Origin of the sequence: uncultured Photobacterium sp. (assembly GCF_947039875.1) — a bacterium.
Classification (GTDB): domain Bacteria; phylum Pseudomonadota; class Gammaproteobacteria; order Enterobacterales; family Vibrionaceae; genus Photobacterium.
Window position 1 is genome coordinate 1 of the sequence record NZ_CAMRAN010000007.1, and the last position, 23528, is coordinate 23528.

Consider the following 23528-nt stretch of genomic DNA (forward strand, 5'->3'; position numbering starts at 1 on the left):
TGAAGCCGGTAGTGAAGCCGGTAGTGAAGCCGGTAGTGAAGCCGGTAGTGAAGCCAGTAGTGAAGCCAGTAGTGAAGCCAGTTGAAAAAACCAAACCAGTTATAAAGAAACCTGCGACAACAAGTTCTGCATGGGTGATTAAAATGGGTACGTTTGGTAATTTTGATAACGCGAATGCTTTGCTTGCAAAACTGCGCTTGAATGGTTATCGAGCACAATTAATCCCACGAAATGCTAAACCTGGTCAATATGTAAAGGTGATTGTGGGTCCTGATGTCTCAAAAGCGAAGCTAACGGGGCAAATTGCAGAATTGAAAAAAATTACTGGTCTAAATGGTAAATTGAACCGATTTGATGCAACAAACCCTTAGGTAAACGTTTGCGTAAGCGTTTTTTCTGTTAGAATACCCATCAACAAAACGAGCAATAACAAAAATGATCTGGATTGATTATGTAATACTGGGCGTGATCTGCTTTTCAGCAATGGTGAGCTTGGTCCGTGGTTTTGTTAAAGAAGCACTGTCATTAGTGATTTGGTTTACTGCGTTTTTTGTCGCAAGTAATTTTTATACTGAATTGGCGGTTTATTTTACTAACTTCAATGACAAAATGTTGCGTAATGGTAGTGCGATTGCCGTGCTGTTTATTGCGACATTGATTGTTGGCGCAGTGGTAAACTATGTTATCGGTCAATTAGTGCAGAAAACAGGTTTGTCTGGCACTGATCGTGTTTTAGGTGTTGTTTTTGGTGCAGTTCGTGGCGTGCTTATTGTGGCCGCAGTATTGTTCTTTATTGATACCTTTACTGGTTTATCTAGCTCAGAATGGTGGAAAAAATCTGAGTTAATACCTCAATTTGGTGCAGTAATAGAATGGTTCTTCGAATATATCAAAGAAAGCTCTAGCTTTTTACATAGCATTAAATAGTGCAAGATTAACCGCGGTTGCTGACGCTATTGTTTAAAACGGTAACGTCAGCAGCTGTTATTTTATGCAGAACGAGGATTAAGGGAATGTGTGGTATTGTTGGAATCGTGGGATCAACCCCGGTAAACCAGTCTATCTATGATGCACTTACAGTGTTGCAGCATCGCGGCCAAGATGCTGCTGGTATTTGTACCTTAGAAAGCAATCGTTTCCGTCTGCGTAAAGCGAATGGTTTAGTTCGTGATGTCTTTGAAGCTAAACATATGCAGCGCTTACAAGGTGATGTGGGTATTGGACATGTGCGTTATCCAACGGCAGGGAGTTCTAGTGTCTCAGAAGCTCAGCCGTTTTATGTGAACTCTCCTTATGGTATTTCTTTAGCGCACAACGGTAATTTAACCAATGCTGCGGATATTCGAGAGACCTTATTTGAACAAACCAAGCGTCACGTTAATACAACTTCTGATTCGGAGATTTTACTAAATGTGCTTGCCAACCAACTAGCACAGAGTCAAAGCTATCCAATCAGTCCGAATGATATATTTAAAGCTGTAAGCGATGTCCATAGCATAGTAAAAGGGGCTTATGCCGTTGTTGCTTTAGTTATCGGCCATGGTTTAATTGCCTTTCGTGATCCTAATGGTATTCGGCCATTATGTTTAGGTAAGCGCGAAGAAAACGGCCAAATAGAGTATATGGTTGCGTCAGAGTCGGTGGCCTTAGATGCGGTTGGTTTTGATTTTATACGTGATGTTTCACCTGGCGAAGCGATTTATATTACCTTTAATGGTGAGCTTCATACGCAGCAATGTGCACTTAATCCACAGCTTAACCCATGTGTGTTTGAGTTTGTCTATTTTGCACGTCCAGATTCCTTTATCGATAAAGTGTCGGTTTATGGCGCGCGTTTAGCGATGGGCACTAAGCTAGGCGAAAAAATCAAGCGTGAATGGGCTGATATTGATATTGATGTTGTGATCCCCATTCCGGAAACCTCATGTGATAGTGCACTGGAAATTGCGCGTACGTTAGATAAACCTTATCGCCAAGGATTTGTTAAAAATAGATATGTTGGCCGTACGTTTATCATGCCGGGTCAGCAGATGCGTCGTAAATCAGTCCGTCGTAAATTAAATGCGATTCGTTCTGAATTTAGAGATAAAAATGTATTGCTGGTAGATGACTCAATTGTTCGTGGTACTACGTCTGAGCAGATCATTGAGATGGCGCGTGATGCCGGTGCAAATAAAGTCTATTTAGCGTCAGCGGCGCCTGAGGTTCGCTTTCCAAACGTCTATGGTATTGATATGCCAAGTGCTAATGAGTTAATTGCGCATGGTCGTGAAGTGGATGAAATTGGTAAATTAATCGGTGCAGATGGTCTGATTTTCCAAGATTTAACTGATTTAGTGGCAGCGGTAGCTGAAGGTAATCCTGATATTACATTATTTGAAACATCAGTATTTAATGGCAGTTATGTGACTGGTGATGTTGATCAACACTATCTTGATTACCTTGATGCGTTACGTAATGAAGATTCAAAATTACAGTCTGAATTACAACAAGATTTAGCAAACCTTGAGCTATATAACGAAGGCATGTAATTTTACAGATGAAATAACGCTAAAAGCGATGGACTAATATCTGTCGCTTTTTTTTTGATAAGTAAGTGCGCAATTAAGTCATGATGCCTTATCTGTCTTTATCTATTGAGACATTCTCGGGTATAAGAGCAGTCAGGTCTTCTTGTGGCTTAATGAACTTGATCACTTCATCATAGATTGTGATTTATAAGAAAAAATAGAGGGGAGTCGGTTGATATTGGTTTTATGGCGAAGATTACTTGGAAAATGGAAATGCCGCTCCTAATTTATTTGGCGGCATTTTTTCTTTGTTTGGGACTAATTAGTGTTTTTCAAGGTCAAAGTAATGACTTGCAAAATCAATAAATAGACGTAGTTTTTCTGGTTGGTAATCACGGTGGTTATAAATCAAATATACGTCACGTGGGTTAGCTGACCAGTTTTTAAGTACCTGTACCACATCACCTGCTGCAATGTATTTTTCTAACATTACGTTTGGCATTAGTGTAATACCTAGGCCTGCACTACATGCTTTACGAATGACATTGAGTTCACTTGCTTCAAAGCGTGCGCGTTCGTTAATTGTAACTGTTTCGCCATTTTGGTTGGTTAAGCGCCAGCGTAACAGCGGATTACCTTTTAATAGCGTATGTTCATGCAGATCCTGAGCATGCTTAGGTTCTGGGTTCTTCTTAAGATAATCAGGACTTGCGACTAGAATATCTTTTACTTCGTTAATGCGACGTGCAATAAGGGTTGAATCGCGTTGAGGGCCAACCCGGAACATAACATCCCAGTCGGTTGGATCAAGTTGATCGGGTTCATTGCTCATAAATAACTGAATACTGATCGCTGGATGTTCCTGCATAAATGCAGTTAACAATGGCTGTAGCATTACCTTGGTGATATTGGCTGGTGCAGCAATGCGTAGTTTACCTGCTGCGCCTTTGCACTCTTCACTGATATGCTCTGTAGTATCAAGTAACTGTTGTAATAGTGGCGCACAGTCATGATAAAACTTCTGACCAGCTTCAGTCAGCGACAATTTACGAGCATGACGATTCAAAAGGCGAATGTTAAGGCCTTCTTCAAGTGCTTGGATGCGACGAGTTAGCGTCGCAACGGGAACCTGTGTCTTGCGTGATGCAGCTGTATAACTACCATTTTCCACAACCATGCGGAATAGGTTTAGATCGTCAAGTTTCATATCAAAGTCATTTGTGAAAACTGATAATGGGTAATTGTATAACAAAACGAGTCAAAATCACCCCCTTTTGTTATGTATTTTAAATAAAAATATGTTATGCGCTATGTTTATTGATCTGAGATGGATTTTTATGAATTTTTCAAAGTTTTAACATCTCTATGTTTGAGGGTTAAATATAAACAGTTATGAGCAATTAATTTATTCTCTATACTTAGTGATAGCACATGCGTGAAATATATCCATATAATAAAATTTGGTGATCGTAATTGGTATTGCTAAATTTAGCTTATACACTCATAGACGTAGTCATGAAAAAGGAGAGACTTTTGCTTAAAGGGAAAAACATACTTATCGTAGAAGATGATCCTGTGTTTCGCACCATGCTTGTTGGTTTTTTAAATAGCCAAGGCTGCCACGTGAGAGAAGCAGAAGATGGCTTAATTGGGCTAAGAGCTCTAAAAGATGAGATTCCAGATATACTATTATGTGATTTGTCGATGCCAGTCATGACGGGAATGGAGTTTGTTGAAGAAGTTGCACTGCAATATCCAATGATACCCGTAATTGTCATTTCGGGTACTGGCAACATGACTGATGTCGCTCAAGCATTACGGTTAGGGGTTAAAGATTTTTTAATTAAACCTATTGATAATATTATGATGCTGAAGTCATCTATTGTGTCAGCATTAAAAATGCAAGATAGTGCGAGACAAAAACAGCAAGATTTTTCTCAGCGTTGGGTTGTCGGTGGCGATGATTCGGGTTTAGTTGAAGAAGAATTACAATGGCATATTTCAGAATTAAAAAATAACCCTCAGGCTGCCCGTGAATTATTAATGGGGTTAATGCCGGACCTTCAATCTCGCTGCGGACGCTGGAAGCTAAGTTATCGGGCGTTACAAGCAGCAGAGATCTCGCCTGTCATCTTTGATTATATCTGGTTAATTGACGGTCAACTGGCATTCTATATGGTAGATACCAGTTCTGGCGGTGAAAATAGCACGGCAACGGCATTATTAATTAGGGCATGTTTTAACGATTTTTTACGCCAGCAAGGCAATTATCTAAGTAGTGTACAGCACTTAGTGACTCAAATTGAATTAGGTTTACAGTACTCTGGTTATGCGACGCCAGTAAAAGGCCTATTTGGTGTGTTCAATTTAGCAGAGAAACAATTGCATCTTATTGCGGCAGGGCTTGGTGGAAAGTTACAAGTGGGTGAGCAGTGTGCAATGATAACCGCAGGGCAGTGGTTAGGTGATCGAGCCTGTGATAATCCACTTGCTATTTTACCTATGTCTGATCTTGGGGGACGATTATCTCTTTGTGATATTGAACATGCTAATTTTAGTGTTAATTTCGAGACGGTTATATAATCTTATAATATTGAAATACAAAAAAGGGAGATGCATCGCTGCATCTCCCTTTTTATTTTATATCACAATTAAGCATTAGCTGGTTGTGGTTTTGTCTCGCTGTCATTATCCACTGCGTCTTCTGCACCGTGCATCCACGAGATTAGCTTGTTAGAGAATAACAATAGTAATACGCCTGCAACAACCGCAGTGATCGCAATACCAGAGAAGATTGCTAATGGACCTGCTTGACCGATACTTGCACCAACAACACCTGCGATGTAGTTTGCGATTGCGTTAGCACCAAACCATGCCCCCATCATTAATGATGCTAGGCGTAATGGCGCTAATTTAGTTACCATTGATAGACCAATTGGTGATAGACATAACTCACCAATAGTATGGAAGAAGTAAGCACCGACCAGCCACATCATTGATGTTTTTACGGTTACATCACCATTTTGTTCTAGTGCAGCACCGATCATACAAGCAAAGCCCAGTGCAAGAGAGAACATTGCTAACGCGAATTTAACCGGTGAATTCGGTTCACTTTTCCCCATTTTAACCCATAGCGCAGCAAGAAGCGGTGCACATAGAATAATGAAGAATGGATTCAGTGATTGGAACCATGCTGCTGGTACTTCAAAGTTACCAATCATACGGTCAGTATATTCTTGAGAATAAATATTCATCAGGCCGCCAGCTTGTTCAAAGCCAGCCCAGAATACGATAACAAAAGTACACATCACTAAAATTACTTTTAAACGATCACGTTCAATTTTCGTCAGTGGTTCTTTTTTACCACTTGCATTTTTTGCTGCGTCGCGTACGGCTGCTGGTACCGTACCGATATCGCCTAAATAGCGTTGAGCAAAGAAAACTTGAATTAATAAACTCATTAGCATACCGATGCCTGCGCATAGGAAGCCTGCTTTCCAGCCATAGACAGCAGATGCTGTACCTGCAATAACACCCGCAAGTAATGAACCAATATTGATACCCATGTAGAAAATAGTGAAAGCACCGTCACGACGGTTATCTCCTTCAGAATATAAGTCACCGACCATAGTTGAAATATTGGGTTTAAATAGACCGTTACCTACAATAAGGAATGCCAAGCCGATGTAGAAAGTAGTAACGGCATGGGGATCAACCACACTATGCGGTAAGGCTAGTGTAAATTGACCAATAGCCATTAATACGCCGCCAATAATAATGGAGCGACGTTGACCTAAAATGTTGTCGGCAATCCAACCACCAATAAGAGGAGTAAAGTAAACTAAGCCAGTGTAGATACCGTATAAGTTAAGCGCTTCTTCTGTGGTCCACCCAAGACCACCATTAATGGTTTTATCTGTTAGATATAAAACCAGAATTGCTCGCATAGCGTAATAAGAAAAGCGTTCCCATAGCTCTGTTCCAAATAAAAGGAACAAGCCTTTTGGGTGGCCCAGGAGGGTACCACTACTATTATGACTCATAGGATTCTCTATTTTATTTTAATTAGTGTGTGTTTGCTCATTCATGTAGGTTTATAAAGCACAATATATTTAACTGCAAGTTTTTACATTTAACAAACAATGATAAAACATTATAAACATCTGATAAATAAGTAATTGTGTATTTAACGTCCAGTTATGAAAAATCAAATTTCATTCTGTAAAGCTATATCTTACACTATTCTATAATTGAGAATTAGTTTTTTGTATTGTTTTCACGGTTCGTACTGGTTGGTTATATCATCAGTTGAGAATATTCATATATGTTACAATTGAGAAGGTAAATATTAGCTAATAATATCGTATTAGTATGTCAATATAGAATATAAATGCAGTGAGTTACCTCCTTAAATAGAGCTAATGATGATAGATGTAAATCAGTATTAATTTTGGTATATACTAATGAAAGTTAACATTTTATTGGGGGGATAATGAAAGATTGGTATCTACTTTATTGTAAGCGTAGTGAACAAGAACGCGCAGTGATAAATCTTGATCGTCAAGGGGCTGAATGTTATTACCCTCAGGTTGTGGTAGAAAAAATTGTTCGTGGTAAACGTTGTGAATGCTATGAGCCGTTATTCCCAAGCTATGTTTTTGTTACTTTTGATCCTGAACAATTAAGTTTTACTACGGTACGCTCAACGCGTGGGGTCGCAGATTTTATTCGTCAGGGAGCAATGCCTCAAATTGTTAGTGAAGAGCTTGTTTATAATTTGATGCTCAATGAAGATAATGATTCATATAAAGATATGTTTGAATCATTACCTCAGCAAGGGGATAAATTAATCTTAGAGCAAGGTAAATTTAAAGGTCTTGATGCTATTTATCATGAGCCGGATGGTGAAAAACGCTCATTTATGCTGATTAATTTGCTGGGTAAACAAGTAAAAGTCAGTATAGAAAATACCGACTTAGTGAAAAAAAAATATTAACAGCAACAAAAAAGCGAGTATGTTGCTACTCGCTTTTTGTATATCCCATTATTCGCACTATTCTTTGTGCATATGTTTACGCTGAATGATATTGTTCACAGGCTAGCAATGTATTCTCAATTAAGGTTGCTACCGTCATTGGTCCTACACCGCCAGGGACTGGAGTTATATGCTTTGCACGCTGACAAGCGACATCAAATTCAACATCACCACATAACTTGCCATTTTCAAGGCGATTAATACCTACATCAATGACTGTTGCGCCAGGTTTAATCCAATCTCCAGGAATGAAATTAGGTTTACCGACTGCAACTACTAAAATATCAGCTTGATGAATATGGCCTTCAAGATCTTGTGTAAAACGATGGCAAGTTGTTGTTGTTGCACCTGCCAGCAAAAGCTCTAATGTCATTGGACGTCCAACAATGTTCGATGCACCGACAATTACTGCATGCTTACCACGTACTTCTATATTGTAACGCTCTAATAACGTAATAATCCCTTTTGGCGTACATGAGCGTAATTTAGGAATACGCTGGCTAAGACGGCCGACATTATAAGGGTGGAAGCCATCAACATCCTTTTCTGGATCGATGCGTTCAAGAATTCGTGTGCTATCCATACCCGCAGGTAGCGGTAATTGCACGAGAATACCGTCCATTGTGGGGTCTTGATTGAGTTCATCAATCAAATCGAGTAATTGCTGCTCAGATGCTGTGCTGGGTAAATCGTATGATTTTGAAATAAAGCCAACTTCTTCACACGCTTTGCGTTTACTACCAACGTAAATCTGCGAGGCAGGATCTTGACCTACGAGAACAACCGCTAACCCAGGTGCGCGTAATCCGGCATCGGTGCGAGCTTTGACTCTTGCAGCAACTTCTTGTCGTACAGTTTGGGATATGATTTTCCCATCAATAATTTGAGCGCTCATGGTGATCCTTTGTTGTGTTGGTTAACGTATCAACGCTGATATTGTGGCAGATTACAAATGTAATTACCATTAAGCAAACGTTTGCTATTTGATAATATATTGAAATTGAATCAAGAATTAAGGTAAGAGTAGAAAATGACGAATAAAAAGAATGTTGCCGAAAGAAATTATCAGTAGGGAAGAGGAGGAATGTTTGACGTGGTTTGCTTGAAATATTTGCTTAAATAGGGTGTTTTTGTTGTATATTTAACCAGTTAGCCATTTGATATCGGAAAAATAGAGTAAAGGGATTGACCTTACCTTACAGCTACGTATAATCCTGCCTCGTAGCTCCTTGCTACACAATGATGCGCCCTTAGCTCAGCTGGATAGAGCACGTCCCTTCTAAGGATGTGGTCGCAGGTTCGAATCCTGCAGGGCGTACCATCTCTTCTCTTCATTATCATTTCTTTGATTCATCAATCTCCTATTTTCTAGTATTAGATCTATTTCACGACTATTTTTCTATTCTACTATTGTTGAAATTTTTCCTAATTAGCTCGTTTTTCCGACATTTAAACTAAAAAAAAGGGTTTTAAAGCGATTATTTTCATTTTTCCCCTTGAAATGATATTTCTAGCCCCTATCTTGTAAGGCAGTTAAAGAGATCGCTCGCGTTTAAAGGTATCTACCTCGACGTCACGCTTACGTGTCGTTATAATAGCGCGCTCTGATAAGTAGGTGACCTACTATCAGAATCTTGATGAAAGAATTTAGGCGTTATGGTTTTCGAGCTGTAACATGAAAGGATGCCACCGTCAGTAAATGGCTGTTCGGCAACACCACTCAGAAAAGCTGAGTAAGTTTTGAGGTTAAATATAATGCAAGTTACCGTTGAAACCACTGAAGGTCTAGAACGCCACCTAACTATTACAGTTCCTGCTGCAAACATCGAAGATGCTGTTGCTGCTGAACTACGTAAAATTGCTAAAACTCGTCGTTTCGACGGTTTCCGCCCAGGTAAAGCACCAATGAAGATGGTTGCTAAAATGTTTGGCGCTTCTGTACGTCAAGACATCCTAGGTGAAGTAATGCACCGCCACTTTATCGAAGCTATCGTTAAAGAAAAGATCAATCCAGCAGGCGCGCCAACTTTTACTCCAGTAGAAATGGCTGAAGGCAAAGATCTAGTATTTAAAGCTTCTTTTGAAGTTTTCCCTGAAATCGAACTAGTTGGTCTAGACAAAGTTGTTGTTGAGAAGCCAGTTGTTACAGTAACTGATGCTGACGTTGACGGCATGCTAGATACACTACGTAAGCAACAAGCTACTTGGACTGACGTTGAAGCAGCAGCTGAAGCTGATAGCCGTGTAACTATCGATTTCGTTGGTACTATCGATGGCGAAGAATTCGACGGCGGTAAAGCTGAAGGTTTCGCACTTGCTATGGGCCAAGGTCGTATGATCCCTGGTTTCGAAGAAGGTGTTGTTGGTCATAAAGCAGGTGACGAATTTACTGTAGAAGTAACTTTCCCTGAAGAATACCATGCAGAAAACCTAAAAGGTAAGTCAGCAGTGTTTGCTATCACTCTTCATAAAGTTGAAGCACAACAGTTACCTGAACTAACTGAAGAGTTTGTTGCTAAGTTTGGCATTGAAGATGGTTCTGTTGAAGGTCTTAAGACTGAAGTTCGTAAGAACATGGAACGTGAGCTTAAGCAAGCTGTTAAAGGTCGTATCAAAGATCAAGTTCTTAACGGTCTTGTTGAGCAAAACGACATCACTGTTCCTGCAGCGCTTATCGATCAAGAAATCGAAGCACTACGTAAGCAAGCTGCACAACGTTTTGGCGGCGATGCTAAGAATATGCCTGAACTACCACGTGAATTGTTCGAAGAGCAAGCTAAGCGTCGTGTAGTTGTTGGTCTATTAGTTGGTGAAGTAATTAAAGCTGAAGAACTAGCAGCAGACGAAGAGCGTGTTAACGCAATCATCGCTGAAATGGCTTCTGCATACGAAGATCCAACTGAAGTAGTTAAATACTACGCAAGCAACGAGCAGCTAATGAACAATATGCGTAACGTTGCTCTAGAAGAGCAAGCAATTGATGCACTTCTAGCTAAAGCTCAGGTTTCAGATAAAGAAGTTAGCTTCAACGATCTAATGAATCCTGCTGCTTAATTTACTGAAATTGCTGTAGAGATTTGAATTATCTCAAGTCTTCTGCTAACAATGGTCCGTGTGAATACTTTCATTCGGGCCATTTATTTTAGGGAAATAAGATTATGAGCTACCAAGCACAAAACGGCATGTCACCGATTATGGATGCGCTGGTACCTATGGTGGTCGAGCAGACTTCTCGTGGTGAGCGTTCTTACGATATTTATTCCCGTCTCCTAAAAGAGCGTGTGATTTTCTTAACCGGTCAGGTTGAAGATCATATGGCTAACTTAGTTGTAGCCCAGTTGCTATTTTTGGAGTCAGAGAATCCAGACAAAGACATTTTCCTTTACATTAACTCTCCAGGCGGTTCAGTAACAGCGGGGATGTCTATCTATGACACCATGCAGTTTATTAAACCAAATGTTAGTACAGTATGTATGGGCCAAGCATGTTCAATGGGTGCATTCCTATTGGCTGGCGGTGCTCAAGGTAAGCGTTATTGTCTACCTAACTCTCGCGTCATGATCCACCAACCACTAGGTGGCTTCCAAGGCCAAGCATCGGATATTCAAATCCATGCACAAGAAATTCTAACGATTAAACAACGTCTGAATGGCTTATTGGCTGAACATACTGGTCAACCATTAGAAATTATTGAGCGTGATACAGATCGTGATAACTTTATGTCTGCAGATCAGGCAGTAGAGTACGGTCTTGTTGATGCTGTATTGAGTAAGCGTGACTAAACTGTGTTATTTTGCAATTCGCGATGCGGGTTTAGTAAAGCAAAATAAGTCGACTTGTTATACACTCAAGACAAGACAATGATGGGATACCCCAATAAAGAGGTTAGCGAATGACAGATAAGCGAAAAGAGGGAAGTAGTAGCAAGCTACTTTACTGCTCTTTCTGTGGCAAAAGTCAGCATGAAGTTCGCAAGCTAATTGCTGGTCCTTCTGTTTATATTTGTGATGAGTGCGTTGATTTATGCAACGACATTATTCGCGAAGAAATAAAAGAAGTAATGACAAAAAGCGATAGCGACGAGCTGCCGACACCGCAACAAATTCGTGACAACTTAGATGATTATGTCATCGGTCAATCACATGCTAAAAAAGTGTTGGCTGTTGCTGTATACAATCACTATAAGCGTCTACGCAATGGCGATAAAAATAGTGATGGCGTTGAATTAGGTAAGAGTAACATCCTACTTATTGGTCCAACTGGTAGTGGTAAAACATTATTAGCTGAGACACTAGCGCGTATGCTTGATGTTCCATTTACAATGGCTGATGCAACAACATTAACTGAAGCTGGTTATGTTGGTGAAGACGTTGAAAACATCATTCAGAAGTTGCTACAAAAATGTGATTATGACGTAGCTAAAGCCGAGCGCGGCATTGTCTACATCGATGAAATCGATAAGATTTCACGTAAGTCGGATAATCCATCAATTACACGTGATGTATCAGGCGAAGGCGTTCAGCAAGCATTGCTGAAGCTAATCGAAGGTACCGTTGCTTCTGTGCCACCACAAGGTGGTCGCAAGCATCCTCAACAAGAGTTCTTACAAGTTGATACTTCTAAGATCCTATTTATCTGTGGTGGTGCATTTGCAGGCCTTGATAAAGTTGTTGAGCAACGTGTAGCAACAGGTACAGGCATCGGTTTTGGTGCTGATGTTCGTTCAAAAGATCAAACAGATACACTGAGTGATTTGTTTAAGAAAGTTGAACCACAAGATTTGGTGAAGTACGGTTTAATTCCTGAATTCATCGGTCGTCTACCTGTTACTGCAACACTTGGTGAACTTGACCAAGATGCGTTAGTTCAAATTCTACGTGAGCCTAAAAATGCCCTTACTAAACAGTATGCAGCATTATTAGCGCTTGAAAATGTTGAATTAGAATTCCGTGATGATGCGTTGATTGCTATTGCTAAAAAAGCGATGGAGCGTAAGACAGGTGCTCGTGGCCTACGTTCTATTGTTGAAGCAGTATTACTTGATACTATGTATGAGCTTCCGTCTCTAGCTGGTGTGAGTAAAGTTGTGATTGATGAGTCTGTAATTAACGGTGAGTCAGAACCATTACTGATTTACGAAAATACAGAACCACAAGAAACGGCTAGTGCTGAGTAAGTACTCAATATCTGCGTATAAAAGCTAAAAAAGGGAGGCTTTTGCCTCCTTTTTTATTTTCTGACATTTCATACATTGAAACTTGATGCTTTACCCCCATATACTCAATATAAGCTAACTCTAATCGTATTAAATAACTATGCTGTATCCAGCCGAGTTATTTAATACGATTAGTATGGACAGGAAGAGAGAAGAATATGAACCTGGAGCGTTCTGAGCGCCTTGAGATCCCGGTTCTACCTCTACGTGATGTAGTGGTATACCCTCATATGGTTATTCCATTGTTTGTGGGCCGGGAAAAATCAATTCGTTGCCTTGAGTCGGTAATGGAAAACAATAAACAGATTCTGTTGGTCGCTCAAAAAGAAGCAGCCACAGACGAACCGTCGATCGCTGATCTTTATGATGTTGGTACCATTGCAACGATTCTTCAGTTATTGAAACTACCGGATGGTACAGTCAAAGTGTTGGTTGAAGGCCAACAACGTGCCAAAGTTGAAGATCTGGCTGATGATGAGTTTTTTACGGCTAATGCTGAGTTTTTGGTTACGCCAGAAATGGATGAGCGTGAACAAGAAGCTCTCGTTCGAACAGCGATAAGCCAGTTTGAAGGCTTCATCAAACTAAATAAAAATATTCCACCAGAAGTATTAACATCGTTGAATGGCATTGATGATGCTGCGCGTTTGGCTGACACCATCGCAGCACATATGCCATTGAAATTAGCGGATAAGCAAAAAGTGCTTGAAATTGTTGATATCACAGAGCGTTTAGAGTTCTTGATGGCAATGATGGAATCTGAAATTGATCTGATGCAAGTTGAAAAACGTATCCGTGGACGCGTTAAAAAGCAGATGGAGAAAAGTCAGCGCGAGTACTATCTTAACGAGCAAATGAAAGCTATCCAGAAAGAGTTGGGTGAGCTTGATGACGCGCCAGATGAATTTGAAGCGTTAAAGTTAAAGATTGAAGCATCAAAGATGCCAGCTGAAGCGCGTGAAAAAACAGAGCAAGAGCTGCAAAAATTAAAGATGATGTCACCGATGTCAGCCGAAGCAACCGTTGTTCGTGGATATATCGATTGGATGCTGAGCGTGCCTTGGCACAAACGGTCTAAAGTGAAGAAGAATTTAGCGAAAGCTGAAGAGATTCTAAATGCTGATCACTATGGTTTAGACCGTGTTAAAGAACGTATTCTTGAATATTTAGCCGTTCAAAGCCGTGTTAATAAGCTTAAAGGCCCTATCCTTTGTCTTGTCGGTCCTCCTGGTGTTGGTAAAACCTCGCTAGGTCAATCTATTGCTGCTGCAACGGGACGTAAATACGTGCGCATGGCATTAGGTGGCGTACGTGATGAAGCGGAAATCCGTGGTCATCGCCGTACTTACATTGGTTCAATGCCTGGTAAATTAATTCAGAAAATGGCAAAAGTGGAAGTGAAAAATCCACTATTCCTATTGGATGAAATTGATAAGATGTCTTCTGATATGCGTGGCGATCCTGCTTCAGCATTACTTGAAGTTTTAGATCCTGAGCAGAATAGTTCATTTAACGATCATTACTTAGAAGTTGACTACGACTTATCAGATGTCATGTTTGTGGCAACCTCGAATTCAATGAATATTCCAGGGCCATTACTTGATCGTATGGAAGTGATCCGTCTTTCTGGTTATACCGAAGATGAAAAACTGAACATTGCGAAAAATCATTTACTTGAGAAGCAAATTCAACGTAACGGATTAAAGTCAAGTGAGTTAACGATTGAAGACTCTGCATTAATGGGGATTATTCGTTACTATACTCGTGAAGCGGGTGTACGTAGTCTTGAGCGTGAAATTTCTAAGCTATGCCGTAAAGCTGTGAAAGAAATTTTGTTGAACAAAGACATTAAACACGTTTCTATTAGCCAAGATAATCTTAAAGATTATTTAGGTGTGCAGCGTTGTGATTACGGTAAAGCTGACGAAAGCAACCGTATCGGTCAAGTGACAGGTCTTGCGTGGACAGAAGTCGGTGGTGATTTATTAACTATCGAAACAGAAGCTATGCCAGGTAAAGGCAAGCTTACATACACCGGTTCTTTAGGTGATGTAATGCAAGAGTCTATTCAAGCTGCAATGACAGTAGTACGTAGTCGCGCTGAGCGTTTAGGTATTGCGAGTGATTTCTATGAAAAGCGTGATATTCATGTTCACGTACCTGAAGGTGCAACACCTAAAGATGGCCCAAGTGCGGGTATTGCAATGTGCACTGCATTGGTATCAAGCTTAACAGGTAACCCTGTACGTGCTGATGTTGCAATGACGGGGGAAATCACGTTACGTGGTGAAGTATTACCGATTGGTGGCTTGAAAGAGAAACTATTAGCCGCTCACCGTGGTGGTATTAAAACGGTGTTAATTCCAAAAGAAAATGAACGTGATCTAGAAGAAATTCCAGAGAATGTTATTGCTGATTTGGAAGTGCGTCCAGTGCGTTGGATTGATGAAGTACTCATGTTGGCATTGCAGAATAATCCAACAGGCATTGAGTTAGTCAATGTACAAAATAGTGACCTAGAGCTAAATTAATTAAAGAAAAAACGCTTTCAAGAGTAAAAAACTTGTCAGCGTTTTTTTGTGTGGCTATAAGGTATATCTAATCCGCATTATGCGAACTAATTTTAAGCCTTGATAGTTGATTATGATGAGCTATCAAAGCAATAATATTTTTTATTTGATTACTCTTTACGCGAATACAGACTTAACTATCGCGTGTAATCAAGGTTCATTCAGAGGATCTAATTGTGAACAAAACCCAACTAGTTGATAAAATCGCAGAAAGTGCTGATATTTCTAAAGCATCTGCTGGCCGTGCTCTTGATGCCCTCATTGAAACTGTAACTGAAACCCTAAAAAGCGGTGATCAAGTTGCATTAGTTGGTTTTGGTACTTTTTCTGTTCGTGAGCGTGCAGCACGTACTGGCCGTAACCCACAAACAGGTGCAGAGATCCAAATTGCAGCGGCAAAAGTTCCAGGTTTTAAACCAGGTAAAGCGCTTAAAGATTCTGTAAACTAAAACATATTGGCCATTGTGCCATTATGTTGTCATGTTTTCATGGCTTAAAAATTGCTACCGGAAAGGGTATACTTACTCGGTACAATCAAAGCGCATCGGTTGATGCGTTTTTTTTACATAAAATAGCCTCATAGCAACAGACTACGACAAATATCTTGTGAGATATTCATCATCGCGTTGTTTAATTGCGTTTATGTAACAATTCTCTATGCTGTATGTGGCTTATCGGTCACAGGTTATCTATATTGATAGAGCCAAGTTAATTAAAACAAGAGTATCGATATAGCAGTAGCTATTCAGTTGTTGTTGTATAACATGTAGTAAATAGTATGGTGCAGTCATCATGGTGATGTCAGTAGCAGTGTGCATTAATTTGATAGTAGTTCGAAACCGAGCCAGATCGAACAGTAGGAGAGACGGCAGATTATGATGGAGCGATTGCGCGAAGGCGCTAACAGCATCTGGGTTAAGATTATTCTAAGCCTAATTATTTTATCTTTTGTATTTGCTGGCGTCGGCAGTTATCTGGCGAGTGGAAATGAGCAAGTTGCAGCAAAGATTAACGGTAAAGATATTAGCCAACGTCAATTTGAGCAAGTTTATCAAAGTGAGCGTAACCGTATGCAGCAGCGTATGGGCGATTATTTTTCAACTTTGATGAGCGATCCCGCTTATGTGAAGCAATTCCGTCAAAGTGTATTAGATCGTATGGTGAATGATGAACTTATTCAACAGCGTGCTAATAAACTTGGTCTTAGTGTTAGCGATGCACAAGTAAAACAAGAAATTCTTGCGATGCCTGCATTTGCCGTTGATGGTGTATTTAGTAACGAGCAATACAACATGGCATTGCGCCGTGCTGGCTTTACTCCTGATCAGTTTGCAGAAACTATCCGTAAAGACATGCTACGTCAGCAATTCCTTTCAGCACTACAAGGTAGTGACTTTGTGTTAGCCGATGAAGCTGATGAGCTACGTAAGCTTGAATCACAGCAACGTGTTGTTCGTACATTAACATTAAACCTTGCTGACTTTACTCAAAAAGTAAAAGTTACCGATAAAGAAGCGCAAGATTTTTACGATCAAAACCCGAATTTGTTTACTCGACCAGCACAGATCAAAGTATCTTACGTTGAGCTATCAGATAAAAGCTTAACCAAAGATATTAAAGTATCAGAGCAAGCTGCTGAAACGTACTACAAAGATAATCAAGCTAAGTTTAGTTCTGCTGAAGAGCGTGAAGTTAGCCACATCTTAATTAAAGGTGATACAGCGGCTGCCAAAGCGAAAGCAGAGGCATTACTTGCTAAGCTACAAAGTGGCGCTAATTTTGCTGAAGTTGCTAAGCAATCATCTGATGATACGTTCAGTGCTAAAGATGGCGGTAAATTAGAGTGGTTCACTAAAGGCATGATGGATCCAGCATTTGAGCAAGAAGCTTTTGCCCTTGCTAAGCCTGGTGATATGTCTGGCCTTGTGAAGTCATCATTTGGCTACCACATCATTTTACTTGATGGTATTAAAGCTGGAAAAGTAAAACCATTTGTTGATGTTAAAGCAAAAATTGTTGCTGAATTACAACAACAGCAATCGGCTGACGAGTTCTATAAGTTGAAAAGTAAGCTAGCTGAAGTAGCCTTTGAATCTCCAGATTCACTTGATGCTGCAGCTGAAGCTGTTGATGCTAAGATTGTTAGCACTGGCTATATCACACCAGCGGCTGAAAAAGGTGTGTTGGCTAACAAACAAGTTCAAGAAACACTGCAAAGCCCAGAGGTTCATGATGATGGTATGAATTCTGACGTAATTGAAGTGGGTCCTGAGCATGTGATTGTGGTACGTGTTGATGATGCGCGAGCTGAAGCGGTATTACCGTTTAAAGACGTTGCTGCTAAGGTGAATGCATTGGTTGCGAACCAAAAAGGTGAACAACAAGCACAAGCTAAAGCTGATGAGATCATTGCTGATCTTCGTAAAGGTAAGAATGATATTGTTGTTAAAGATGGCTTCAGCTTTTCTGGCGAACAAACAATCAATCGTTCAGGTCCAAATGTAAACATTTCAAATGTCGCGTTTAGTTTACCTAAACCAACAGCAGATAAAGCAACTTACGGCATGGCTCGTGATAAAAACGGTAATGTTGAAATTATCGCGCTTGATAAAGTTGTTAACATGAAGTTGGCTGGCGAAAAAGTAAATAGTCAGTTTGCAGAGCAAATTGGGCAGATGTTTGCTCAAGAAGATCTAGCTGCGACGCTAAAAACATTGCGTGAATCAGCTGAGATTAGCTACCCAATGCAAGACGCATCGAAAGATTAATTGAAACTGTAATGTAAATAGACGGGGCGCTTTGTGCGGCCCGTCTTTTTTTTGACTAAAAAATATCGACTGTCATTTCAATAGGAGTTCAATTGCATATTATTCGTGTTCACTTTCAAAAGGAATAGAATGAACATGACAATAAAATATCAGCTGTTTAAAGCCATCGTTGTAGCGGGAACACTAGTATTAGCCCCTGTAACTTATGCCAATCCTGATCAGCACAAAGGTATTGATATTATTGTGAATATTAATGATGCTAATGCCGAACAGCTTGATAAGTTATTAGTAGGAATAGGGCCGGATAAAGCTGAAAATATCATTCAATATCGTATTAAGTATGGCAAGTTTGCTTCTGCTGATGATCTTGCAAAAGTCAAAGGTATTGGTGTGTCAACAGTCGATAAAAATCGTAAGCGCATTAAGTTGTAGTGAACAATTATATAGGCTTTATTTATTACGACAGGCCACCAGCGCCTGTCGTTTTTATTGAGCACTATTTAAGCTTTACGGGTTGTGACAAGCGCGATAATTGCACCAGATATAGCCCCTATTAAATGGGCTTGAGTGGCAACTTGTACCCCTATTAATTCAGCTGAACTTGCTGAGCCGCCAAAGCATTGTTCCCAACCTATCTTGGCTATGAGCCCGACAAATAACAACCAACCGCCTTTGGTTTTAGTTTGAATATCACGTACCGTTCCCCATGCAAATAAGCCATGTAATACGCCTGAAAACCCTGCATACCAAGTAATCTGTGTGGCAAAGAGTCCTAAACCTATGATGGTACTGATGCTTAAAATTAATAAGTTATAATAACGCGGTGTAAAATGGGCGCGGAAAATAAAGCTGATAATAATAAATGCACCCGCATTCATAGCGAGGTGAATCCAATTGGTGTGGGTAATATTTCCTGTTAGGATCCGCCATACCTCGCCATTAAGTATCGCTTGGCGATCCCATACTAACAGTGGCTGTAGTTGGGGGATTTGAGCAATAATCCCTATAATTAATGCGATAATAATGTAATTGCGAATAGACAAGGCAACCTCAATGAGTCGGTATTGTGAATACTGTGGTAAGGCAAAAAAAGCTTGTATTTGCCACTGGATTGAAAACATCACAGCAACAACGGAAATCTGGATCTTACAGCATCCATCTGAAATTAAACGTGCGATAGGTACAGCAAGAATATTATCACTTTCTCTACCAAATAGCCGACTTTGGGTTGGAGAAGATTTTTCTGATAATGATGAACTTAATATCTTACTGGCTGATCCTGAGCGTGATGTGTATGTCGTCTATCCCGGTGAAGGTTCGGTGCCGATATCGAGTGTTGCTGCAATGGCAAATAAGCAACGTCTACAAACGGTTATTCTATTAGATGGCACGTGGAAAAAAGCGTATAAAATGTGGTTGTTGGCAACCAATTTACACCATTTGCCGCTAGTTAATTTAGACAATGCAGACAATGGTAATTATCGTATTCGCAAATCACCCAAAGAGCAGGGCGTATCAACCGTAGAAGCCGGCTATTTAGCCCTATCTGCGTTTGAAGCTGATGTTGATAAATTTATGCCTTTACTAACTACCTTTAATCACATGATAGATTTTCAGATCAAGCAAATGCCACAAGGGGTGTTTGAGAAGAATTATTTGTGAGGGAAAGGATAATTTCTCCGTCATTCCCTACAGTGAATGCCCGCGAGGGCGATAGGGAATCTACTATCCGTGTGTTGTAGGTTACTGTGGTTATATATACGGTTTTCACTGGTGTCTTTAAAGCTCAAGTTCGTGATGAATAGATCCCGGATAGCCTCGTGCCTCAACTTCCGGGATGACGGCTAATGGCCTGAGTGAATGCAAAGCCCAACCCCGTCATTCCCTACAGTGAGGTTACGAACGAGATAGGGAATCTACTACCCACGCGTTGTAAAGTCTCTCTACACTCCATGCCCTTCGTTACCTATTTCCAGCATGATTGATGGCTGGAACAGAGTGTTATACAGTCGCTGCGAAAAGCCATCTGTCATACCTGAAATATAATCAGCGATGATCCGCATCTCATTGTCGCCGTTATCGACCGCATGTTGCCAATGCTTACGGGTAGCTTCTGGTAGTAAGCGTTCAGGATCTGATGCAAACGCATCAAACAATTCCATGATTAATTGTTGTCCTTTATATTCTAGTAACTGAATTTCAGGCTTTTTAACCACATAATCACTGACAAATTGTTTCAGCACATTCAATGCATTTTCCATTGGCAGTGACAGAAATGCATTCCACTTTAATAATGGCTCTTCAAAACTGTGTAAGCCATCTTGCAGTGTTGGTGCGATTTTAATTGAGGTTAGTAAAGCATTGACTAACGCGCCGATCGCATCTTTACGTTGATGATGGCTAGCAAACATATGTTCACTTATCTCACCAATTCGCTGCTCTAGCCATGGATCACCACATTCAGCAATTTTTGATGCGACAGCTTCTTGCCATTGATCGCGATTAACGATCCCCATCACGATTGCATCTTCAAGATCATGAACCCCATAAGCGATATCATCCGCTAACTCCATGACTGAACAATCCAGTGATTTAAAGCGGGTTTTATTATGTTGTTCGGGTAGTAGTGAGTGATTACGCATTTGTTTAAATAATTGACGATCGTGCTCTGATAATGGTGCTAACACCCAATCAAAGACCGTTTTATCATCATCATAAATACCTTTTGCTGGGTGCCATTGCTTGGCTTTTAAATGACGAAAGTTCATCACATCCGCAGCGCGTTCTACTGCTGTTGTTTGGCTCAGTAATGCTGGGTATTTAAGCAGCCCTAATAACGTACGCCGAGAGAGGTTCATGCCGTAATGTTCAGTGTAGGGTTCCAGTAAAGTAACGATACGGAAGGTTTGCGCATTACCTTCAAAACCACCGTGATTACGCATCATGTAATTTAATGCGACTTCACCACCATGGCCAAAAGGCGGATGACCAATATCATGCGCCAGACAAAGACTTTCCATTAAACTAGTTGATGAGAGTAACGAGTGGAATTGGGGCTGTTTTAATTTTAGCTGCGCCACAATGCCGGTGCCTATCTGTGAGGCCTCAAGCGAGTGGGTTAAACGGGTACGGTAGAAATCATGATTACCCGCACCATGCACTTGAGTTTTGGCTTGCAGACGTCGAAATGCGGCTGAGTGTAAGATTCGTGCACGATCACGTTGATAGGCTGAGCGGTGATCATCTCGACGCATTTTTTGTTCGTCGCTGTGACGTTGTTGCCAGCAAGGATCAATAATAAAGGCTGTCATTAGCTGATCTCATCTAACGTTAAATTAAAGCTATCGGCGAAGGTGGTAAGAAAGTAGTCCATTTCAGGTGTGCGGCGTTCAGCTAAGGTTTCTTCTAGGCGTTTTTTTGCCTTAGTAAATTCATGATTACCCGCACTTAATTCTTCTAGGCATTTGAGATAAGCACATAAAGTATCGGCTTGTTTAACGATGGCTGCATTTTCAGGATCTAATTTGTGGCTATCAACTAACGGTGCATAATCATCATGAAATTCTTTCGGTAGCATCGACAGTAATTTTTGTTCAGCCGCCAGTTCGATTTTTTTGTATTCTTCAGCAATGGTGGGATTGAAATATTTAATAGGTGTTGGCATATCCCCCGTGATCACTTCACTGACATCATGGAACATGCCTAATAATGCAATACGTTCAGGATTAACATTGCCGCCAAACTTACGGTTTTTAATAAGTGCCAGTGCATGGGCAACAAAAGCAACTTGAAGGCTGTGCTCTGAAATATTTTCAGTCTCAACACTGCGCATTAATGGCCAGCGTTGAATTAAACGCATCCGCGCGAGATGAGCAAAAAAATGGCTTTTTTCCATGGGATATTTCCCTATAGCTAAAATACTGATGGCTTGAGTATACCAATACTGTTGGCTTGGTGGGGGAATTAGTTGTGAATGGTTTAACTGTGCAAATAAAGAAAAGCCTCGGGAATAAACCGAGGCTGATAATCGTGTATTGTTAACGACGATAAGTAATAGTCGTGTTATTGACGATAGCTGTGCAAGAAGCGCTCAAGACGGATCATTGCCTGCTCTAAGTCATCGACTCGCGGTAGCGTTACAATACGGAAGTGATCCGGTTGTTTCCAGTTAAAGCCCGTTCCGTGAACCACTAATACTTTTTCTTGAAGTAAGAAGTCCATAGCAAAGCGTTGATCATCGACAATGTTGAATTTTTTCTGATCTAGCTTTGGAAATAGGTATAACGCACCTTTGGGTTTTACACATGAAACTCCAGGGATTTGCGTCAATAAATCATATGCTTTATCGCGTTGTTCGAGTAAGCGTCCGCCGGGTAAAATCAATTCATTAATACTCTGATAACCACCCAATGCGGTTTGAATCGCATGTTGCATTGGCACGTTGGCACATAAGCGCATAGAAGACAGCATCTCTAAGCCTTCAATATAGCCTTTTGCTTTATGTTTTGCGCCAGATAGCACCATCCAACCGGCACGGAAACCACATACTCGGTATGATTTAGACAGGCCATTAAAAGTGATACAAAATACGTCCGGTGCTAATGGCGCAATCGAAGTGTGTTTGGCACCGTCATAGAGAATTTTATCGTAGATTTCATCGGCAAAAATAATCAGATTATGCTGACGTGCAATTTCAACGATTTCTAATAAAAACTCACGGCTATAAACCGCACCAGTTGGGTTGTTAGGGTTGATCAGTACAATACCACGTGTATGAGGCCCAATTTTCTTTTTGATATCATCAAGATCAGGATACCAATCAGATTGCTCATCACAGGTATAATGTACAGCGGTACCACCAGAAAGTGATACTGCGGCCGTCCATAATGGGTAATCAGGGGATGGTACTAAAATCTCATCTTTATGATTAAGCAATGCTTGCATCGCCATTACAATCAATTCAGAGACACCATTACCGATAAAAACATCTTCAACATCAAGGTCTAATAAGCCGATTTTTTGATAATGTTGTACAACGGCTTTACGTGCTGAGTAAATGCCTTTTGAATCACAGTAACCTTGTGATGTTGGCAAGTTGCGGATCACATCAACCAGAATTTCATCAGGGGCATCAAACCCAAATGGCGCCGGATTACCAATGTTAAGTTTAAGTATTTTTTGGCCTTCTTCTTCCATGCGTTTTGCATGCTTAAGAACGGGACCACGTATGTCATAACAAACATTATTGAGCTTGGATGACATCCCGAAATTTTGCATATAATACTTTCCTGATGATAATTTTTGGTATCCTCACAAATTACACTATAAAACCAGTTTAAAGGAACACCTTTCAGGATAAAATTTGGAAAAATAGTTTTTTGTGTTATTTCGAACCCATACTGGCTGTGGTATTAACTACAGTTATTGTTA

At 40.4% G+C, this 23528-nt stretch carries 20 protein-coding genes and 1 tRNA gene; 14 read left to right on the forward strand and 7 right to left on the reverse strand.

The window, feature by feature from the left end:
* The 3 genes from Q0V26_RS03975 to purF all read left to right on the forward strand — a co-directional run.
* Positions 1–371: SPOR domain-containing protein (locus tag Q0V26_RS03975; RefSeq protein ID WP_297478278.1), on the forward strand; the 371-nt coding region annotated here is incomplete at its 5' end.
* A gap of 64 nt (positions 372–435) precedes the next feature.
* A complete protein-coding gene (gene cvpA, locus Q0V26_RS03980; RefSeq protein WP_297478280.1) occupies positions 436–927 on the forward strand; it encodes a colicin V production protein in 492 nt (163 codons plus the stop codon).
* A gap of 86 nt (positions 928–1013) precedes the next feature.
* Entirely contained in the window at positions 1014–2531 is a 1518-nt protein-coding gene (gene purF, locus Q0V26_RS03985) for an amidophosphoribosyltransferase (RefSeq protein WP_297478282.1), read from the forward strand.
* A gap of 301 nt (positions 2532–2832) precedes the next feature.
* Here purF and Q0V26_RS03990 read toward each other — a convergent pair whose 3' ends face one another.
* Positions 2833–3717 (reverse strand): LysR family transcriptional regulator, encoded by an 885-nt coding sequence (locus Q0V26_RS03990; RefSeq protein WP_297478284.1) that lies wholly within the window; start codon positions 3715–3717, stop codon positions 2833–2835.
* 326 nt (positions 3718–4043) lie between these two features.
* Between Q0V26_RS03990 and Q0V26_RS03995 the strand changes: the two genes are divergently transcribed.
* The gene (locus Q0V26_RS03995; protein WP_297478285.1) at positions 4044–5093 is read left to right on the forward strand and encodes a response regulator; all 1050 of its coding nucleotides are present in this window, start codon (positions 4044–4046) and stop codon (positions 5091–5093) included.
* A 68-nt stretch (positions 5094–5161) separates the two neighbouring features.
* On the opposite strand, the gene Q0V26_RS04000 is transcribed toward Q0V26_RS03995, so the two are convergent.
* Positions 5162–6553: a peptide MFS transporter gene (locus tag Q0V26_RS04000; RefSeq protein WP_297478287.1), complete on the reverse strand. Its 1392-nt coding sequence runs from the start codon at positions 6551–6553 to the stop codon at positions 5162–5164.
* Positions 6554–7002: 449 nt separating this feature from the next.
* Here Q0V26_RS04000 and rfaH point away from each other — a divergent pair, with 449 nt between their 5' ends.
* The gene (gene rfaH, locus Q0V26_RS04005) at positions 7003–7506 is read left to right on the forward strand and encodes a transcription/translation regulatory transformer protein RfaH (protein WP_297478289.1); all 504 of its coding nucleotides are present in this window, start codon (positions 7003–7005) and stop codon (positions 7504–7506) included.
* A gap of 76 nt (positions 7507–7582) precedes the next feature.
* Here rfaH and folD read toward each other — a convergent pair whose 3' ends face one another.
* Positions 7583–8440: a bifunctional methylenetetrahydrofolate dehydrogenase/methenyltetrahydrofolate cyclohydrolase FolD gene (folD, locus tag Q0V26_RS04010; RefSeq protein ID WP_297478291.1), complete on the reverse strand. Its 858-nt coding sequence runs from the start codon at positions 8438–8440 to the stop codon at positions 7583–7585.
* Between the two features lie 349 nt (positions 8441–8789).
* On the opposite strand from folD, the gene Q0V26_RS04015 reads away from it, so the two are divergent.
* The 8 genes from Q0V26_RS04015 to Q0V26_RS04050 all read left to right on the forward strand — a co-directional run bounded on the left by Q0V26_RS04015 (position 8790) and on the right by Q0V26_RS04050 (position 18530).
* Positions 8790–8866, forward strand: a tRNA-Arg gene (locus Q0V26_RS04015).
* Positions 8867–9300: 434 nt separating this feature from the next.
* Positions 9301–10599, forward strand: a complete 1299-nt coding sequence (gene tig / locus Q0V26_RS04020; RefSeq protein ID WP_297478292.1) for a trigger factor — start codon at positions 9301–9303, stop codon at positions 10597–10599.
* A 104-nt stretch (positions 10600–10703) separates the two neighbouring features.
* Entirely contained in the window at positions 10704–11327 is a 624-nt protein-coding gene (gene clpP / locus Q0V26_RS04025; protein WP_080157990.1) for an ATP-dependent Clp endopeptidase proteolytic subunit ClpP, read from the forward strand.
* 110 nt (positions 11328–11437) lie between these two features.
* Positions 11438–12721 carry an ATP-dependent protease ATP-binding subunit ClpX gene (gene clpX, locus Q0V26_RS04030; RefSeq protein ID WP_297478296.1) on the forward strand — a complete coding sequence of 428 codons (1284 nt, stop codon included), beginning with the start codon at positions 11438–11440 and terminating at the stop codon, positions 12719–12721.
* Between the two features lie 197 nt (positions 12722–12918).
* Positions 12919–15291, forward strand: coding sequence for an endopeptidase La (gene lon, locus Q0V26_RS04035; RefSeq protein ID WP_297478298.1), 2373 nt, complete (start codon positions 12919–12921; stop codon positions 15289–15291).
* A 215-nt stretch (positions 15292–15506) separates the two neighbouring features.
* Entirely contained in the window at positions 15507–15779 is a 273-nt protein-coding gene (gene hupB, locus Q0V26_RS04040) for a nucleoid-associated protein HU-beta (RefSeq protein WP_297478300.1), read from the forward strand.
* A 426-nt stretch (positions 15780–16205) separates the two neighbouring features.
* Positions 16206–18098: a peptidylprolyl isomerase gene (gene ppiD, locus Q0V26_RS04045; protein ID WP_297478302.1), complete on the forward strand. Its 1893-nt coding sequence runs from the start codon at positions 16206–16208 to the stop codon at positions 18096–18098.
* Between the two features lie 135 nt (positions 18099–18233).
* The gene (locus tag Q0V26_RS04050) at positions 18234–18530 is read left to right on the forward strand and encodes a helix-hairpin-helix domain-containing protein (protein WP_107276364.1); all 297 of its coding nucleotides are present in this window, start codon (positions 18234–18236) and stop codon (positions 18528–18530) included.
* Between the two features lie 68 nt (positions 18531–18598).
* Here Q0V26_RS04050 and rrtA read toward each other — a convergent pair whose 3' ends face one another.
* The gene (rrtA, locus tag Q0V26_RS04055; RefSeq protein WP_297478306.1) at positions 18599–19141 is read right to left on the reverse strand and encodes a rhombosortase; all 543 of its coding nucleotides are present in this window, start codon (positions 19139–19141) and stop codon (positions 18599–18601) included.
* Between the two features lie 10 nt (positions 19142–19151).
* On the opposite strand from rrtA, the gene Q0V26_RS04060 reads away from it, so the two are divergent.
* The gene (locus tag Q0V26_RS04060; protein ID WP_297478308.1) at positions 19152–19760 is read left to right on the forward strand and encodes a tRNA-uridine aminocarboxypropyltransferase; all 609 of its coding nucleotides are present in this window, start codon (positions 19152–19154) and stop codon (positions 19758–19760) included.
* A 281-nt stretch (positions 19761–20041) separates the two neighbouring features.
* Here the strand turns inward: Q0V26_RS04060 and Q0V26_RS04065 are convergent, their stop codons facing one another.
* The 3 genes from Q0V26_RS04065 to Q0V26_RS04075 all read right to left on the reverse strand — a co-directional run bounded on the left by Q0V26_RS04065 (position 20042) and on the right by Q0V26_RS04075 (position 23375).
* The gene (locus Q0V26_RS04065) at positions 20042–21409 is read right to left on the reverse strand and encodes an anti-phage deoxyguanosine triphosphatase (RefSeq protein WP_297478310.1); all 1368 of its coding nucleotides are present in this window, start codon (positions 21407–21409) and stop codon (positions 20042–20044) included.
* Positions 21409–21993 carry a 5'-deoxynucleotidase gene (yfbR, locus tag Q0V26_RS04070; protein ID WP_297478313.1) on the reverse strand — a complete coding sequence of 195 codons (585 nt, stop codon included), beginning with the start codon at positions 21991–21993 and terminating at the stop codon, positions 21409–21411. Before yfbR ends, Q0V26_RS04065 begins: the two co-directional genes overlap by 1 nt.
* Before the next feature lie 167 nt (positions 21994–22160).
* Positions 22161–23375 (reverse strand): pyridoxal phosphate-dependent aminotransferase, encoded by a 1215-nt coding sequence (locus Q0V26_RS04075; RefSeq protein WP_297478314.1) that lies wholly within the window; start codon positions 23373–23375, stop codon positions 22161–22163.
* Positions 23376–23528: the final 153 nt, after the last annotated feature.